This window comes from Streptomyces sp. NBC_00727, from assembly GCF_045161745.1.
Classification (GTDB): domain Bacteria; phylum Actinomycetota; class Actinomycetes; order Streptomycetales; family Streptomycetaceae; genus Streptomyces.
Window position 1 is genome coordinate 4,864,740 of record NZ_CP108981.1, and the last position, 16,526, is coordinate 4,881,265.

General features: G+C 69.7%; 16 protein-coding genes and 1 riboswitch. Of the genes, 7 read left to right on the forward strand and 9 right to left on the reverse strand.

Going from position 1 to position 16,526, the window contains the following annotated elements; genetic code table 11:
• Positions 1 to 62: 62 nt before the first annotated feature.
• Positions 63 to 194: riboswitch (cobalamin riboswitch) on the reverse strand.
• A 57-nt stretch (positions 195 to 251) separates the two neighbouring features.
• The 3 genes from mctP to OG242_RS22190 form a co-directional block, all read right to left on the reverse strand.
• Positions 252 to 1,868, reverse strand: coding sequence for a monocarboxylate uptake permease MctP (mctP, locus tag OG242_RS22180; protein WP_405899816.1), 1,617 nt, complete (start codon positions 1,866 to 1,868; stop codon positions 252 to 254).
• A complete protein-coding gene (locus OG242_RS22185; protein WP_405899817.1) occupies positions 1,865 to 2,119 on the reverse strand; it encodes a DUF3311 domain-containing protein in 255 nt (84 codons plus the stop codon). Before OG242_RS22185 ends, mctP begins: the two co-directional genes overlap by 4 nt.
• 241 nt (positions 2,120 to 2,360) lie before the next feature.
• Entirely contained in the window at positions 2,361 to 3,131 is a 771-nt protein-coding gene (locus tag OG242_RS22190) for a GntR family transcriptional regulator (RefSeq protein ID WP_405901695.1), read from the reverse strand.
• Positions 3,132 to 3,412: 281 nt separating this feature from the next.
• Here OG242_RS22190 and OG242_RS22195 point away from each other — a divergent pair, with 281 nt between their 5' ends.
• From OG242_RS22195 to OG242_RS22210, 4 genes are all read left to right on the forward strand, one after another.
• Entirely contained in the window at positions 3,413 to 4,711 is a 1,299-nt protein-coding gene (locus tag OG242_RS22195; RefSeq protein ID WP_405899818.1) for an extracellular solute-binding protein, read from the forward strand.
• A gap of 111 nt (positions 4,712 to 4,822) precedes the next feature.
• On the forward strand, positions 4,823 to 5,836 hold the full coding sequence (locus OG242_RS22200; RefSeq protein WP_405899819.1) for a carbohydrate ABC transporter permease: 1,014 nt from the start codon (positions 4,823 to 4,825) through the stop codon (positions 5,834 to 5,836).
• Positions 5,833 to 6,696 (forward strand): carbohydrate ABC transporter permease, encoded by an 864-nt coding sequence (locus tag OG242_RS22205; RefSeq protein WP_405899820.1) that lies wholly within the window; start codon positions 5,833 to 5,835, stop codon positions 6,694 to 6,696. The genes OG242_RS22200 and OG242_RS22205 overlap by 4 nt, the downstream gene beginning before the upstream one ends.
• Positions 6,697 to 6,705: 9 nt before the next feature.
• Positions 6,706 to 8,244 carry a glycoside hydrolase family 3 protein gene (locus tag OG242_RS22210; RefSeq protein ID WP_405899821.1) on the forward strand — a complete coding sequence of 513 codons (1,539 nt, stop codon included), beginning with the start codon at positions 6,706 to 6,708 and terminating at the stop codon, positions 8,242 to 8,244.
• Positions 8,245 to 8,319: 75 nt separating this feature from the next.
• Here OG242_RS22210 and nagB read toward each other — a convergent pair whose 3' ends face one another.
• Positions 8,320 to 9,105, reverse strand: coding sequence for a glucosamine-6-phosphate deaminase (gene nagB / locus OG242_RS22215; RefSeq protein ID WP_405899822.1), 786 nt, complete (start codon positions 9,103 to 9,105; stop codon positions 8,320 to 8,322).
• Positions 9,106 to 9,334: 229 nt separating this feature from the next.
• On the opposite strand from nagB, the gene OG242_RS22220 reads away from it, so the two are divergent.
• Both OG242_RS22220 and OG242_RS22225 read left to right on the forward strand, forming a co-directional pair.
• The gene (locus OG242_RS22220; RefSeq protein ID WP_405899823.1) at positions 9,335 to 10,402 is read left to right on the forward strand and encodes an SIS domain-containing protein; all 1,068 of its coding nucleotides are present in this window, start codon (positions 9,335 to 9,337) and stop codon (positions 10,400 to 10,402) included.
• Positions 10,403 to 10,764: 362 nt separating this feature from the next.
• The gene (locus OG242_RS22225; protein WP_374783802.1) at positions 10,765 to 12,231 is read left to right on the forward strand and encodes a histidine kinase N-terminal domain-containing protein; all 1,467 of its coding nucleotides are present in this window, start codon (positions 10,765 to 10,767) and stop codon (positions 12,229 to 12,231) included.
• Between the two features lie 161 nt (positions 12,232 to 12,392).
• Here the strand turns inward: OG242_RS22225 and OG242_RS22230 are convergent, their stop codons facing one another.
• A complete protein-coding gene (locus OG242_RS22230) occupies positions 12,393 to 12,650 on the reverse strand; it encodes a WhiB family transcriptional regulator (protein ID WP_003953983.1) in 258 nt (85 codons plus the stop codon).
• 319 nt (positions 12,651 to 12,969) lie between these two features.
• Positions 12,970 to 13,938, reverse strand: coding sequence for a diacylglycerol/lipid kinase family protein (locus OG242_RS22235; RefSeq protein ID WP_405899824.1), 969 nt, complete (start codon positions 13,936 to 13,938; stop codon positions 12,970 to 12,972).
• Positions 13,939 to 14,149: 211 nt separating this feature from the next.
• Between OG242_RS22235 and OG242_RS22240 the strand changes: the two genes are divergently transcribed.
• Complete coding sequence (locus OG242_RS22240; RefSeq protein WP_405901696.1) at positions 14,150 to 14,542, forward strand: hypothetical protein; 393 nt, start codon at positions 14,150 to 14,152, stop codon at positions 14,540 to 14,542.
• 66 nt (positions 14,543 to 14,608) lie between these two features.
• Here OG242_RS22240 and OG242_RS22245 read toward each other — a convergent pair whose 3' ends face one another.
• The 3 genes from OG242_RS22245 to OG242_RS22255 form a co-directional block, all read right to left on the reverse strand.
• Positions 14,609 to 15,589 carry an RNA polymerase sigma factor SigF gene (locus OG242_RS22245; RefSeq protein WP_405899825.1) on the reverse strand — a complete coding sequence of 327 codons (981 nt, stop codon included), beginning with the start codon at positions 15,587 to 15,589 and terminating at the stop codon, positions 14,609 to 14,611.
• Complete coding sequence (locus tag OG242_RS22250; RefSeq protein ID WP_018105584.1) at positions 15,586 to 15,999, reverse strand: anti-sigma regulatory factor; 414 nt, start codon at positions 15,997 to 15,999, stop codon at positions 15,586 to 15,588. The genes OG242_RS22245 and OG242_RS22250 overlap by 4 nt, the downstream gene beginning before the upstream one ends.
• Before the next feature lie 231 nt (positions 16,000 to 16,230).
• Entirely contained in the window at positions 16,231 to 16,491 is a 261-nt protein-coding gene (locus OG242_RS22255) for a UBP-type zinc finger domain-containing protein (protein ID WP_164640064.1), read from the reverse strand.
• Between the last annotated feature and the right edge of the window lie 35 nt (positions 16,492 to 16,526).

Genomic DNA, 16,526 nt, shown 5'->3' on the forward strand with positions numbered 1-16,526 from the left:
CACTCCGTGCGGCGTCCACCGGCCCATCCACGAGGCCCGGACGTCTGGGCATCCGGTTCGGTCGAGCCGGATGCGCTGTCGGCAGGTCCTCGGACTCACGGGTGCGCGAAAGCACACCGAATACACCGTTGCGGGACAGTTCCGGATTCGCACCGGATTCCCCTGCGGCGACAGCGAGCATGAGCATACATGTGGGGGCCGCCCCATCGGGCAGCCCCCACATCTTGTGTCGCGTGCGTGAATGTGTGTGGTCAGTGGCCGCCCGGCGCCCCCGCCGTGGCCGGCGGCAGCTTCTCCTGGACGCCCGGGTCGCCCGCGTCCCCGGTGTAGTCGCCCGGGGAGGTCTCGTCGACCCCTGCGGGCGCCTTCACGGCGTTCAGGACGAAGGTCAGGACCACGGTGACCACGACGTTCAGCACGAAGGCCGTGAGGCCGATGTAGCCGATCTCGCCGAGGCCAGGGATCTCCTTGGAGGACCCGCCGAAGTGCTTCTGCGTCGGGCTCGCGACCCCGTACGCGGCGGCCGTTCCGTAGATCATGCCGACCGCCCAGCCGGCGAGCAGCGCCCAGCGGTGGAACCACCGGGTGAACAGGCCGCCGACCAGGGCCGGCATCGTCTGGAGGATCCAGATCCCGCCGAGCAGCTGGAAGTTGATCGCGACGGTCTTGTCCATGGTGAGGACGAAGGCGAGCGCGCCGACCTTTACCAGCAGCGAGACCAGCTTGGAGACCTTGGTCTCCTGCGCGGGGGTCGCGTCCGGCTTCAGGAAGTCCTTGTAGATGTTGCGCGTGAACAGGTTCGCCGCGGCGATCGACATGATCGCGGCCGGCACCAGCGCGCCGATGCCGATCGCGGCGAACGCCACACCCGCGAACCAGTCGGGGAACATGTTCTCGAACAGCTGCGGGATGGCGAGCTGGCCGTTGTCCACCTTGACGCCGGCGGCGATCGCCATGAAGCCGAGCAGCGCGAGCAGGCCCAGCATCAGCGAGTACAGCGGCAGGATCGTGGTGTTGCGGCGGATCACCTCACGGCTGCGGCTGGAGAGCGTCGCCGTGATCGAGTGCGGGTACATGAACAGCGCCAGTGCGGACCCGAGCGCCAGGGTCGCGTATCCCCACTGACCGGCCGCGGCGGGTGCGAGGCCGCCCGCGCCCGCCTTGGTGAACTTGTCCTGGGCGGAGGCGAAGATGTCGTCGAAGCCGCCGAGCTTGATCGGGATGTAGATGATCGCCACGGCGATGACCAGGTAGATCAGCCCGTCCTTGACGAACGCGATCAGCGCCGGCGCCCGCAGGCCCGAGGAGTACGTGTACGCGGCGAGCACCGCGAACGCGATGAGCAGCGGCAGGTCCTTGACGAACCAGTTGGTGTTCTCGCCGCCGCCGACGCCCATCACGTCCAGCACCGCCTGGATGCCGACGAGTTGGAGCGCGATGTACGGCATGGTGGCGAGGATGCCGGTGACCGCGACGGCCAGCGAGAGCCCCTTGGAGCCGAACCGCCCGCGGACGAAGTCCGAGGTGGTGACGTAGCCGTGCTTGTGCGAGACCGACCACAGGCGCGGCAGGAAGGTGAAGATCAGCGGGTACACCAGGATGGTGTAGGGCACCGCGAAGAATCCGGCCGCGCCCGCCGCGTAGATCGCCGCGGGGACGGCGACGAAGGTGTACGCGGTGTAGAGGTCGCCGCCGAGCAGGAACCAGGTGACCCAGGTGCCGAACGACCGTCCGCCCAGGCCCCATTCGTCGAGGCTGGCCTCGTTGTCGGCCTTGCGCCAGCGGGCGGCCAGGAAGCCCATGACCGTGACGGCCAGGAAGAAGAAGACGAAGACGCCGAGCGCGACGCCGTTCACGCCGTCGTTCATGCCGACGCACCCCCCTTGCGGGCGCGCTGGTCACGCTGCCACAGCTTGTACGCGACCATGGTGAGCACGGTGGAGATCAGCACCCAGAGCATCTGGTACCAGTAGAAGAACGGGATGCCGATGAAGGTCGGGTCGGTCTTCGCGTACGAACTCACCCAGAGCATCGCCACGAACGGCGCGACGAGGCACAGGGCGATGACCACCCGCATCGGTGTGACGGTGGGTGGCTTTCCTTCTGGTTCTTCCGGCATGGCGGCGACTCCGTCCCCTCGCTGATCACCTGTGATGCGCAGGAAATCTAGGCGAGGGATCCGGCCACCGTCACCCCCTGTCCGCATTGCGGTCCGGCAACGGTCGTCACCGGCCGGCCGGATGACCGGAATGACGGCAAACATCCGGTGGTTGGTCCAGGCCAACCCGGTTCCCGGGAACGCCGAACGGCCCCCGGGGGCGGGTCCGGGGGCCGTTCGGGGAGCACGTGTGTGCGGTGGGTCAGTCCAGCGGACGCTTCAGGCGTGCGACGAACTTGTAGCGGTCGCCGCGGTAGACCGAGCGCACCCACTCGACCGGTTCGCCCTGCTCGTCCAGCGAGTGCCGGGAGAGCATCAGCATCGGCAGTCCCACGTCGGTGCCGAGCAGCCCGGCCTCGCGCGGGGTGGCCAGGGAGGTCTCGATGGTCTCCTCGGCCTCCGCCAGCCGGACGTCGTACACCTCGGCGAGCGCGGTGTAGAGCGAGGTGTACTTGACCAGTGAACGGCGCAGCGCCGGGAAGCGCTTGGCCGAGAGGTGCGTGGTCTCGATGGCCATCGGCTCGCCGCTCGCCAGGCGCAGGCGCTCGATGCGCAGGACGCGTCCGCCGGCGCTGATGTCGAGCAGCTCGGCGAGGGTGTCGTCGGCGGTGACGTAGCCGATGTCCAGGAGCTGCGAGGTCGGTTCGAGCCCCTGGGCCCTCATGTCCTCGGTGTACGAGGTGAGTTGCAGGGCCTGCGAGACCTTCGGCTTGGCGACGAAGGTGCCCTTGCCCTGGATGCGTTCCAGCCGGCCCTCGACGACCAGTTCCTGGAGAGCCTGGCGCACGGTGGTGCGCGAGGTGTCGAACTCGGCGGCCAGGGTCCGTTCCGGGGGCACGGGGGTCCCCGGCGGCATGGTGTCCGTCATGTCGAGGAGATGTCGCTTCAGCCGGTAGTACTTCGGTACGCGCGCGGTGCGCGTACCGGCGCCCGCGCCCGTCTCGTTCTCCGAACTGCCCCCGTCGGCACCCATGGCCCGCCTTCCCGACTGCTGCGTTGCTGCCGTCACCGGCTCCTCCGTCTGTCGCGGCTCACATGGTGGCACGGTCCGGTCACGGCTCGTCGCCCTCCCTCAGGTGTCGGTCCTATAACGGACGCGAGTGCACTTCTTATACACCCTTGACACCCCTAAAGGTCTAGGCCAAGCTCCCGGTACTGGTCTAAACCATTAAAGACCAGGTCCCAGCCCCAGAGGTACTCGTCGACGTTTTCGCGCGGTGGGGGAGGGGTTGCAGCATCCCTGAGGAGGGTGGCGTGAAGCGCAAGCTCATCGCGGCGATCGGCGTCGCGGGCATGTTGGTTTCCATCGCGGCGTGTGGTTCGGACGACAAGACGTCCTCGAAGGACCCGAAGGACCGCAAGGAAGACCTGACTGTCTGGCTCATGGGCGAGGCCCAGTCGACCTGGCCCGAACTGGTCAAGGACGTCAACGCCCAGTTCAAGAAGAAGTACCCGAAGGTCAACGTCAAGATCCAGTACCAGGGCTGGGCTGACAAGGTCAAGAAGCTCGACACCTCCCTCGGTGGCGACAAGTTCCCGGACGTTGTCGAGCTCGGCAACACCGAGACCATGCAGTACATCCTCAACGGTGCGCTCGGCGAGATCGACACCTCGAAGTACGAGAACTCGGACACCTGGATCAAGGGCCTGAAGGACACCTGCTCCTACGAGGGCAAGATCTACTGCGTTCCTTACTACGCCTCCGCCCGCCTCGCGGTCTACAACAAGGACATGCTGAAGGCCGGCACCGGCAGCGACGCCCTCCCGCAGAACGAGGACGACTTCCTCAAGGCCATGGACAAGGTCCAGGCCAAGCTCGCGAAGAAGGACAAGCGCGCCTCGTCCCTGTACTACCCGGGTCGTTACTGGTACGCCGCCATGTCCTACGTCGCGGCCGAGGGCGGCCAGATCGCCAAGTACGACGAGGGCTCGAAGGAGTGGAAGGCCAGCCTCTCCACCCCCGAGGCGCAGAAGGGCATCCAGCACTTCATCGACCTGGTCAAGAAGTACAACAAGGCCGACCAGACGAAGGACGAGCAGGACCACGCCAACGTCATGGCCAACGAGAAGGCCGCGGTCATCTACGGCCAGGCCTGGGAGGCCGGCAGCGTCACCACGGGTGAGAACGGCAACCCGAAGCTCGAGGGCAAGATCGCCACGGCCGGCATGCCCGGCCCGAACGGCAAGGCGCTCCCGTCCTTCATCGGCGGCTCCGACCTCGCCACCATCTCCAAGTCCAAGGTCCAGGACCTCGGCGAGGAGTGGATCTCCCTCTTCACCAACGCGAAGTCCATGGACGTCCTCGCGTCGAAGAACATCCTCCCGAACAACGAGAAGCAGCTTGAGCCGCTGAAGGCCAAGCCCGAGACGGCCGCCATCGCCAACGCGGTGCCGGACGCCTGGTTCACGCCGATCGCTCCGGGCTGGGCCTCCATCGAGAAGGAGGAGATTCTGGAGAACATGCTCCTGAAGATCCTCAAGGGCACGTCCGTCGCCGACGCCACCAAGAAGGCCGACAGCGAGATCGACGCACTGATCAACAAGAAGGCCTGAGCCTTCTGATCGCCAGGCGGGGGCCCGGCACTACGCCGGGCCCCCGCTCCTTCACCAGCAACGCCGTGACTTCCGGGGGCTGCCTCGGACCCGCGATGGAAGGTCAGCCACGTGACTGCCGCCGATACCAAGGCCGCCGGGCCACCGGTCCCCGTACCACGTGATCCCAAATCGGCCGTGAGCCCGCTGCCCATCGAGGGCGGCAAGGGCCCCCGTGCACCGAAGAGGAAGCGGAAGAAGGGCGAACTGCTGCCCTACTTCCTGATCCTCCCGGCGATCGTGGCGATCGCCGCCGTCTACCTCTACCCGCTCGCCAAGACCGTCATCATGTCCTTCCAGGACATGGGCCGGCGCGAGCTGTGGACCGGCGACCCCGCACCCTGGGTCGGCTTCGACCAGTTCACCAACATCCTCGGCGACTCCGAGTTCTGGTGGGTGACCTTCCGCACCGTCGTCTTCATGGCCGTCTGCGTGACGCTGACCATGGGCATCGGCCTGCTGATCTCCCTGCTGATGCGCCGGCTGTCCAACTGGGTGCGGCTCATCCTGACCTTCTGCCTGATCGCCGCCTGGTCGATGCCGCTGATGGTCGCCGCCTCCATCTTCCGGTTCATGGCCGACTCCGACTACGGCCTCATCAACACCCTCATCGCGAAGGTCGTCGGCGAGGACTGGCTCGGCCACAACTGGTACCTCGACCCGATCCAGGGCTTCGCGATCATCACGCTGCTGGTCGTCTGGGGCGCCATCCCCTTCGTCGTCGTCACTCTGTACGCAGCCCTCACCCAGGTCCCCCAGGAACTGGAGGAAGCCGCCTCGCTCGACGGCGCCACCGGCTTCGGCATCTTCCGCTACGTGACCTGGCCGGTCATCAAGCCGGTCTTCAGCATGGTCGCCACGCTGTCGGTGATCTGGGACTTCAACGTCTTCGGCCAGATCTGGCTGCTGCGCGGCAGCAAGCCGGAGCCCGAGTACGAGACCCTCGGCCTCTACTCCTACTCGAAGGCCTTCGACTCCACCTCCTTCAGCCAGGGCACCGCGATCGCCCTGATCACGGTGATCCTGCTGTCCGCGGTGGCCGTGTACTACCTGCGCCAGCTCATGAAGACGGGAGAGGTCGAATGAGCACCACGACCGACACACCACAGGTCCTGCGCCCGGACCGCAAGAACACCCGGGTCGGCCTGAACATCCTCGGCCTCGGTATCTCGCTGGTCATGGTCTTCCCGGTCTACTGGCTGGTCGTCAGCGCCCTGCGGCCCAGCCGCGAGATCCGCTCGTACGACCAGACCCTGTGGCCCTCGTCGATCACCTTCGACAACTTCGTCAAGGCCACGGAGCAGCCGAACTTCGGCACCGCGATCCAGTCCAGCCTGATCGTCTCGATCACCGCCGTCGTCGGCGGCATGATCATCGCCACCCTGGCGGCCCTGGCCATCGGCCGGTTCCGCTTCTTCGGCCGCAAGCCCCTGCTCCTGATCATGATCCTGGTCCAGATGCTGCCGCCCACGGCGATGCTCATCCCGATCTACGCCCAGCTCAACGCCATGGGCGGCATCGACGAGTACTGGAGCCTGATCGTCGTCTACCTGGTCTCCACGCTGCCGTTCGCGACGATCATGATCCGCGGCTTCGTGGTGAACATCCCGGTGGAGCTGGAGGAGTCCGCCATGGTGGACGGCTGCACCCGCTTCGGCGCCTTCCGCCGCGTGATCCTCCCGCTGCTCGCCCCCGGCCTCGCCGCCGCGTCGATCTTCGCGCTGGTGAACGCCTGGAACGAGTACCTCTTCGCCTACATCCTGATCAACGACAACTCCAAGTACACGCTCAACGTCTGGCTGATGACCTTCACCAGCGAGCGCGGTACGGACTACGGTGCCCTGATGGCGGCGTCGACCATGATCGCCCTCCCGGTCGTCATCTTCTTCATGTTCGTGCAGAAGAAGATGGCCGCGGGCCTCACCTCCGGCGCCGTGAAGGGATAACGCCGCCCCATGACCACCCTCACATCCGCCACGGACACCGTCACCCGCGACGCCCTCGCCGTCCTGCAGCCCGGCTTCACGGGCACCACGGCGCCTGAGTGGCTGCTGCGCCGGGTCGGCGAAGGACTGTCCTCCGTCGGCCTGTTCGGCCGCAACATCGAGACGCCCGAGCAGCTCGCCGCGCTCACCGCCCAGCTCAGGGCCGAGCGGGACGACGTGCTCGTCGCCATCGACGAGGAGGGCGGCGACGTCACCCGCCTTGAGGTGCGGCACGGCTCGTCCTTCCCCGGCAACCTGGCGCTCGGCGCTGTGGACGACGCCGAGCTGACCCGGGCCGTCGCCCACGAGCTGGGCCGCCGGCTCGCCGAGTGCGGGGTCAACCTCAACTGGGCCCCGTCCGCGGACGTCAACTCCAACCCGGGCAACCCCGTCATCGGCGTCCGCTCCTTCGGCGCCGACCCGCACCTGGTCGCCCGGCACACCGCCGCGTACGTCGAGGGCCTCCAGGCCGCCGGCGTCGCCGCCTGCACCAAGCACTTCCCGGGGCACGGCGACACCGCGGTCGACTCGCACCACGCGCTGCCGCGCATCGACGTCGACCTGGCGACCCTGCACGCCCGGGAGCTCGTGCCGTTCCGGGCGGCCATCGCGGCCGGCTCCAAGTCGGTGATGAGCGCGCACATCCTGCTGCCCGCGCTCGACCCGCACCGCCCGGCGACCCTCAGCCCCCAGATCCTGACGGGTCTGCTGCGCCAGGAGCTGGGGTACGAGGGCCTCATCGTGACCGACGCCGTGGAGATGCAGGCCATCGCCTCGACGTACGGGATCGAACGCGGCTCCGTCCTCGCCGTCGCGGCCGGTGCCGACGCGCTCTGCGTCGGCGGCGGGCTCGATGACGACAGCACCGTGCTGCGGCTGCGCGACGCGCTCGTCGCGGCGGTGCGCTCCGGCGAACTCCCCGAGGAGCGGCTCGCCGACGCCGCTGCCCGGGTCCGCGCCCTCGCGTCCTGGACGCGGGAGGCCCGGGGGGCCGTACGGGAGCCGGGCGCGGCAGTGCAGGAGGGGACCGCGCCCGGCACCGCACGGAGCACCGGCGTCGCGTCGGACATCGGCCTGGTCGCCGCCCGCCGCGCGGTGAAGGTGACCGGCACGGCCGAGCCGCTCACCGGTCCGGCGTACGTGGCCGCCCTCACTCCGGTCGCGAACATCGCGGTCGGCGACGAGACCCCGTGGGGCCTCGCGGCCGAGCTGACCCGGCTGGTCCCCGGCACGGAGACCGACACGTACGACGGCGCGTCCGAGGCCCCGGCCGAGGCCGCGCTGCGGGCCGCGGGGGAGCGGCGCATCGTCGCCGTGGTCCGCGACGCGCACCGTCACGCGTGGATGGGCGAGGCCCTGGACGCGCTGCTCGCGGCGCGCCCGGACACGATCGTGGTCGAGATGGGCGTCCCCCAGGCCGAGCCCCGGGGAGCCCTGCACATCGCCACCCACGGCGCCGCCCGCGTCTGCGGCCAGGCGGCGGCGGAGATCATCGCGGCCTCCGCGTAACCCGGACACACGTGAGAGGGCCGGGACACCAGCGCGGTGTCCCGGCCCTCTCGCGTACGGCGGAAACGCGACGAGCTACAGCCCCTGCCAGGCCGGCTTCGCCGCGTACGTCGCGCGGAAGTAGTCCGCCAGCTTCAGCTTCGACGCGGCGGCCTCGTCGACCACCACCGTCGCGTGCGGGTGCAGCTGGAGCGCCGAGGCGGGCACGATCGAGGCGACCGGTCCCTCGACCGTCGCCGCCACCGCGTCCGCCTTGCCCTCGCCCGTCGCGAGCAGGATCGGGTGGCGGGCCTCCAGGATCGTGCCGATGCCCTGGGTGATGACGTGGTGCGGCACCTGGTCGATGTCGTTGTCGAAGAAGCGCGCGTTGTCGACCCGGGTCTGCTCGGTGAGCGTCTTGATCCGGGTGCGGGAGGCGAGCGAGGAGCACGGCTCGTTGAAGCCGATGTGCCCGTCGGTGCCGATGCCCAGCAGCTGGAGGTCGACGCCGCCGGCCTCGGCGAGCGCCTTGTCGTACGCCTCGCAGGCTGCCTGGACGTCCTCGGCGGAGCCGTCGGGGCCCATGAACGCGGCCTCGGAGAGACCGAGGGGCTCGACGACCTCGCGCAGTACCACGGAGCGGTACGACTCCGGGTGGCCCGCCGGCAGTCCCACGTACTCGTCGAGCTGGCAGACACGGGCGCGTGAGGCGTCCACGGCGCCGGAGCGGACCTTCTCCGCGAGGGCCTGGTAGATGGGCAGCGGGGTGGAGCCGGTGGCTACGCCGAGAAGGGCGTCGGGCTTGCGGCTCAGCAGGGCGCCGATGGCCCCCGCGATCAGTTCGCCGCCTGCCTTGGCGTCCGGGACGATGACAACTTCCACGCGGGGCCTGCCGATCCGATCGAAGAATGACAAAGGATGACTATGTGGTATAGACCAATCAAGCTCCTAATCTAGCAGATCCGGCCCGCCCCCACACGGCCCGTACCGGCACCCGGACGCCTCACCGGGCCCCGCCCCGCCATCCCGCCGGCCGCCGTCCGCTGGCGACCCCTGTGCGCCCCGTGTTCGACTGGTCCGACGCATCGCGACACCCCGGGAGGCATCAGACATGTCCGCCAACGACCCGGCCGGCGGCGAGTGGCCCGGCCGCATCATGTCCGGCGAGATGGCCGAGCAGCCCGGGATGCTCGCCCGCATCCTGGAACGCGGCGCGCCCGTCGTCCGGGAGACCGCCGAGCGGATCGCCGCCAGGAACCCGCGCTTCGTCCTGCTCACCGCCCGCGGCACCTCCGACAACGCCGCGCTCTACGCCAAGTACCTGCTGGAGATCACGATGGGGCTGCCCTGCGGGCTGGCCTCGATGTCCACGACCACGGCGTACGGCGCGAAGCCGGACCTCCGCGACGTCCTGGTCGTCACCGTCAGCCAGTCCGGCGGCTCGCCCGACCTGGTGGCGTCGACCAGGGCCGCCCGGGAGGCGGGCGCGGTGACGCTGGCCGTGACCAACAACCCGGACTCGCCGCTCGCGGCCGTCTCCGAATACCACATCGACATCCTGGCCGGCCCGGAGAAGGCGCTGCCCGCCACCAAGACGTACACCGCGTCCCTGCTCTCGCTGTACCTGTTCGTCCAGGGGTTGCGCGGCGGCGACGGCTCGGCGGCCGCCGTCCTGCCCGACCTCGCCGAGACGGTGCTCGCACGCAAGGACGAGGTGCGGACCCTGGCCGCGCGCTACCGCTTCGCCGAACGCATGGTCATCACCTCGCGCGGCTACGGCTACCCCACGGCCAAGGAGGCGGCCCTGAAGCTCATGGAGACGAGCTACATCCCCGCCCTCTCGTACTCCGGCGCAGACCTGCTGCACGGCCCGCTCGCGATGGTCGACAACATCTCGCCGGTGATCGCAGTGGTGCCCGACGGCCGGGGCGGCGAGGCCCTGCGGCCCGTCCTGGACCGGCTGCGCGGCCGGGGCGCCGATCTCTTCGTCGTCGGGCCGAAGGCCCAGGTGGCGGCGGCGTCCGCGGGGTTCGTGCTGCCGACGGCCGGGGTCGAGGAGGAGGTCCAGCCGGTGCTGGAGATCCTGCCGCTCCAGATGCTGGCGTACGAGGTGACGATCGCCCGGGGCCAGGACCCGGACGCGCCGCGCGCGCTCGCGAAGGTCACCGAGACCCGCTGAGGCGGGGAAGGCAGGGCCTGGAAAAACCCGCGGGCCGCGGCGCCGGGCCGGGACCCTCAGCCCGACCAGCACCGCAGCCCGGAGTAGGGCCGCCCTCGCGGGCGGCCGGCTCGGCCGGCGGTGTGCGGTGCCCCCGGCCGGGGAGAGGCACCTGCGCAGTCAGGGCAGAGAGCGCGGGCACCTCGTCCGCCCTCCTGTGCGGGGAGAGCGGAGGCTCCTACATCAAGCATTGTGGACTAGACCATTAGTCCCTGTCCATCCGTGCGACACGTCAATCCAGTCCCTTCCTCCCCGCACGTACGGGCAGGGCTTCCGGTTCGGACCGGCACGCATCCACGGGTACGCTCGCACACGTGCCCTCCATGAACGACCTCGTACGCCAGCACACCGCCCTGAGTGACACCGACCTCGAGTGGCTCCACCTGCTGGTCTCGGAGTGGCAGTTGCTCTCCGACCTCTCCTTCGCCGACCTCGTGCTGTGGGTCCCCACCCGCGACGGCACCCGCTACGTCTCCGTCGCCCAGATGCGGCCCAACACCGGCCCCACCTCCTACCAGGACGACATGGTCGGCCACCTGGTCCCGCGCGGCCGCCGCCCGCTGCTGGACGCCGCCCTGGACGAGGGCCGGATCGTGCGCGAGGGCGACCCGGAGTGGCGCGAGGAGGTCCCCGTACGGGTCGAGTCGATCCCCGTACGCCGGGAGGGCCGGGTGCTCGGCGTCATCGCGCGCAACACCAACCTCCTCACCGTGCGCACCCCCTCGCGGCTGGAGCTGACCTACCTCCAGTCCGCCTCCGACCTCGCGCAGATGATCGCCGCCGGCTCCTTCCCCTTCCCCGGCCAGCAGGTCGACATGGACGCGTCCCCGCGCGTCGGCGACGGCCTGGTCCGGCTCGACGCCGACGGGGTCGTCCAGTACGCCAGCCCCAACGGCCTCTCCGCCTACCACCGCCTCGGCCTCGCCTCCGACCTCGTCGGCCAGCACCTCGGCCAGATCACCGCCGAACTCGCCCCGTCCCGGGGCCCGGTGGACGAGGCCCTGGTCAAACTGGCCAGCGGCTACGCGCCCCGGGAGTTCGAGGTCGAGTGCGCGGGCGGGGTGATCCAGCTGCGCGCGATCCCGCTCAAGCCCAAGGGCGTCCGTATCGGCTCCCTGGTCCTCCTGCGCGACGTGACGGAACTGCGCCGCCGCGAGCGCGAGTTGATCACCAAGGACGCCACCATCCGGGAGATCCACCACCGGGTGAAGAACAACCTCCAGACGGTCGCCGCCCTGTTGCGGCTCCAGGCCCGCCGGATGGACTCCCCGCAGGGCCGGGAGGCGCTCAACGAGGCGGTCCGGCGCGTCGGTTCGATCGCCATCGTGCATGAGACGCTGTCCCAGAACCTGGACGAGCGGGTGGAGTTCGACGACATCGCGGACCGGGTGATCGCGATGGTGGCCGAGATCTCGCCGGGCAAGGTCACCTGCCGTCGTACGGGACGCTTCGGTGTGCTCGACGCTGAGGTGGCCACCCCGCTCGCGATGGTCCTCACCGAGGTGCTGCAGAACGCACTGGAACACGCCTTCTCCGTCGCCGAGTCGGGCACGGTCGAGGTCTCCGCCGTCCGGGGCGGCTCGCCCGCCGAGGGGCGGCTGCTCATCACGGTCCAGGACGACGGCTGCGGTCTGCCCGAGGGCTTCGACCCGCAGAAGGCCGGCAACCTCGGCCTCCAGATCGTCCGCACGCTGGTCGAGGGGGAGCTCGGCGGCACCTTCGGCATGGTCCCGGCGCCGGAGCGCGGGACGCAGGTCGTCCTCGACATCCCGGTCAGCAACGAGAAGTAGCGGGGCCCGTGCACGGCAGAGAGCCCGGACCGTTGGTGAACGGTCCGGGCTCTCTGGTCAGACATGCGCTTCGGGGGTACTGCGCGCTGCGACTCGGGGGGCGGGGTGGTACGTACGCGCTGTACGCGCCGCCTGGCTCAGGTTCGTAGCGGTGGCGTCGGTCAGGCGCTGGCGTTGCGCGCCCGGTTGCGAGCGGCGCGGCGCTTCATTGCGCGGCGCTCGTCCTCGCTGAGGCCACCCCAGACGCCGGAGTCCTGGCCGGACTCGAGCGCCCACTGCAGGCACTGCTCCATGACGGGGCAGCGACGGCAGACGGCCTTGGCTTCCTCGATCTGCAGCAGCGCAGGACCGGTGTTGCCGATGGGGAAGAACAGCTCCGGGTCTTCCTCACGACAAACGGCGTTGTGACGCCAGTCCATGGCTGCTACCTCTCCTTGGTGTTACGTACTGTGGCTTGTGAATGTGAACGCTTTCACGAATCCCCCCGCAGGTGTAGGCCCGACGCCCAGATGAACTGGTTGTGGTCCTGTGAAGTGAGGAGGGGTTCTGGCTCTCAGTGGAGGCCGTTGTTGCGGGCCGTCCCGATCGCCATGTAGAGATTCGCAAACCTCGGCGACGGATACAACCCCTTCCGGAAAGTTTTTTTTGATTCCTCGGTGTCGGCTAGGTCACAGCCGTACTTCTAGAGGGTGGAAGCCAGTCCAAACGTTCGAGTTAAAGGACTTTGGTCCCTTCCACTCACACAATCACACGCAGTGCACGGCGTACGCCTGTGAACGTCACACTCGTACGCACCCCGAGGTGGTCACCGTCCATCTGGAAGGGCAGTGGAACCTTTGAATGCAAGGTGAAGTCCGTGAGGTCGTGCCGTGAAACCGCGTGCTTGCCCCGGGGGCCCTTGTCCGGGCTCGACATGAGCAGCTGGGTGGCATACCGGCCGACCGCCGCCGTCGACAGTTTCCGCAGGCCCAGCACGTCCAGGGCGGTGTCGAATGAGGCCTTCGGGGCCGCGTACACCGGCCGGTTCCCCAGGTACGTCCAGGGCGCCGTGTTGCAGATTATGGAGAGCGCGAGATCGGTGACCGGCTCCTCGCCGGGCACGTCGAGCGTTATCACACCCTGCCTCCGGTGCGGCTCGTCCAGGAACTGCCGGAGCACCTGGCGCACGTACAGGGCATGGGTCGAACGCTTGCCGCGCTCCCGCTGCTGTTCGACCCGGCCGACCACCCCGGCGTCGAATCCGAGGCCGGCGCAGAAGGTGAACCAGCGCTCCGGCACCGCCTCGTCCTCCGTGCCCGGCGTCCCGGCCGCGAGGCCCAGGCCCACCGTGCGTTCGGTCCGGTTCGCCAGCGCGTCCAGAATGGCGCCGGTCGCCTCCACCGCGTCGTTCGGCAGACCGAGGGCGCGCGCGAAGACGTTGGTGGAGCCGCCGGGCACCACGGCCAGCTTCGGCAGGCTGTCGAGGTCCGGGCCCCGGTGCAGCAGCCCGTTCACGACCTCGTTGACCGTGCCGTCGCCGCCGAGCGCCACCACGAGGTCGATGTCGTCGCCGTCGGCGGCCCGCCGGGCCAGGTCGCGGGCGTGCCCGCGGTACTCCGTGGTGACGGCCTCCAGCTTCATCTCGCTGGCCAGCGCGTGGATCAGCACGTCACGGGTCCGCGCACTGGTGGTGGTGGCGGCTGGATTGACCACAAGAAGTGCGCGCATGTCTGCCAGCCTACCTACCACGGGGTACCGGCCTGAAGTCCTGCCCGCCGGCCCTCACGCTCGGTGACGAGACGGCGGCGGGAGGCGGCGCGTCGACCCCGGCTTTCCATTCCGGCGGCCGGGATGCCAACCTGCAAGGGTGAGTACTCAGCAGAACGCGCCCTCGCCGGCCCCCTCGGCCGGCCCGGCGAAGCCCGCCAGGATCACCCTGGTGGCCGGGCTGAACGCCCTCGAAGGCGCCGCCCTCGTCATCGGCGGGATCTACATGCTGGTGATGGGGCTGCTGGGCCGCCCCGACAGCCCCGAGCAGGCCGAGATGGGCGGTCTGACGGTGATCGCGCTCGGCCTCATCCCGCTCTTCGCCGCCCGCGGCCTGCTGCGCCGCCGCAGCTGGAGCCGCGGCCCCGCGCTCATCACCCAGATCATCGCGCTGCCGGTGGCCTGGACGCTGCTGCGCTCCCACGGCGTGCTCATCCCGGCCGGGATCGTGCTCGCGGCGGTGGCGCTGACCGCGCTCTGCCAGCTGGTCAGGCCCGCCACCATCGAGGCCCTGGGCATCCGGGGGCCGGGCGCGGCGCCCGACGCGGACACCGGCGACGCCTGACCGCCCGCCGACGCGCGAGGAGGCCGCCGGGGACGTCCCCGGCGGCCTCCTCGCGTACCGCGGCGCCTACTCCTCGACGAGCAGCCGCTCGCGCAGCTGCGCCAGCGTGCGGGCCAGCAGCCGCGAGACGTGCATCTGCGAGATGCCGACCTCCTGCGCGATCTGCGACTGGGTCATGTTGCCGAAGAACCGCAGCAGCAGAATCCGCTTCTCCCTCGGCGGCAGGTCCTCCAGGAGCGGCTTCAGCGACTCCCGGTACTCGACGCCCTCCAGCGCCTCGTCCTCGGAGCCCAGCGTGTCCGCGACGGCCGGCGACTCGTCGTCGGTGTCCGGCACGTCCAGCGAGAGCGTGCTGTACGCGTTGGCCGACTCCAGGCCCTCCAGGACCTCCTCCTCGGAGATCCCCAGCCGCTCCGCCAGCTCGTGCACCGTCGGCGAGCGGCCGTGCAGCTGGGAGAGCTCCGCGGTCGCCGAGGTCAGCGAGAGCCGCAGCTCCTGGAGGCGGCGCGGCACCCGCACCGCCCAGCCCTTGTCGCGGAAGTGCCGCTTGATCTCCCCGACGACCGTCGGCGTCGCGTACGTCGAGAACTCGACGCCGCGGTCCGGGTCGAACCGGTCGACGGACTTGATCAGCCCGATCGTGGCGACCTGGGTCAGGTCGTCCAGCGGCTCCCCGCGGTTGCGGAAGCGCCGGGCCAGGTGCTCGACCAGCGGCAGATGCATCCGCACCAGCCGGTTGCGCAGCTCGGCGCGCTCCGGCGACCCGTCGGGGAGCTCGCGCAGCTCGATGAAGAGTGCCCGCGCCCCGCTGCGGTCGTTTGGATCGTGGTGTCCGTGCTCGCTCATCTGGCCTGCCCGCTCCGCCTGCGACTGCTCCACCGCGACCGTAATGCCGGCAGGCCCGTTCGCCCCGTCCACCGCACGGGGCAGGTCGGCCCCGTCCACCGGATGAGGCAGGGCCTGCTGCTCCGGGACGCCTGCCGCGCGCACCGCCCCCGGTCGGATCGTCTCGTCCCGCACAGGACCGTCCCCGTTCCCGTTGCTCACGCCGGCCCGGGTCCCGCGCCGCGCTGTTTGTACAGGCTGATGCTGACCGTACGGTCGTCGGCGACCGAGGAGTCGACCTTCCCGGCCAGCGCGGAGAGCACCGTCCAGGCGAAGGTGTCGCGCTCCGGGGCGCGGCCGTCGGTGGTCGGGGCCGCGACCGTCACCTCGAGTGAATCGTCGATGAGACGGAACACGCAGCTGAGGACGGAGCCGGGCACGGCCTGCTGGAGCAGGATCGCGCAGGCCTCGTCGACCGCGATGCGAAGGTCCTCGATCTCGTCGAGAGTGAAGTCCAAGCGTGCTGCGAGACCGGCCGTGGCCGTGCGCAGCACCGACAGGTAGGCACCCGCAGCGGGCAGCCGGACCTCTACGAAGTCCTGATTCCCGGGCTCGCCTGCGATCTGGGACACCCTCACCTCCAAGGTGGCACAAACTCATTCGAGGTTCCGGGAAGAACGCCCGGAGCCATGCGGTACGTCTTCGGTTCTCGGTCCGGCGACGCTATCGCGATCCATGATGCCGTGTCGCCGGAACCCCTTCCCGTGGCTGTCACTCATGGTAGGCCCATGCGTACGCACAGTGGCTAGGGGTCTGCGTCGGTCAATTACGAACAACGGGCGCCGGTTTGACGTACCCGTGCGTCAGACGATCGAACCGTCGACAAAGCACCAACGCCAGTTCTCGCCCGGTTCGAAGCTCCGCATCACCGGGTGGCCGGTCTGCTCGAAGTGTCCCGTGGCGTGCCGTCCGGGCGAGGAGTCGCAGCAGCCGACATGGCCGCAGCTCAGGCACAGGCGCAGCTGTACGGGGTGGGTGCCGGCCGCCAGGCACTCGGGGCAGGTCTCCCCGAGGGGCGCGGGTTCGGGGCGCGGCAGGTCCGGTACATGCGTGCACACACTCATGATGGCCAGGTTACGACGGATGCGAGGATCATGAG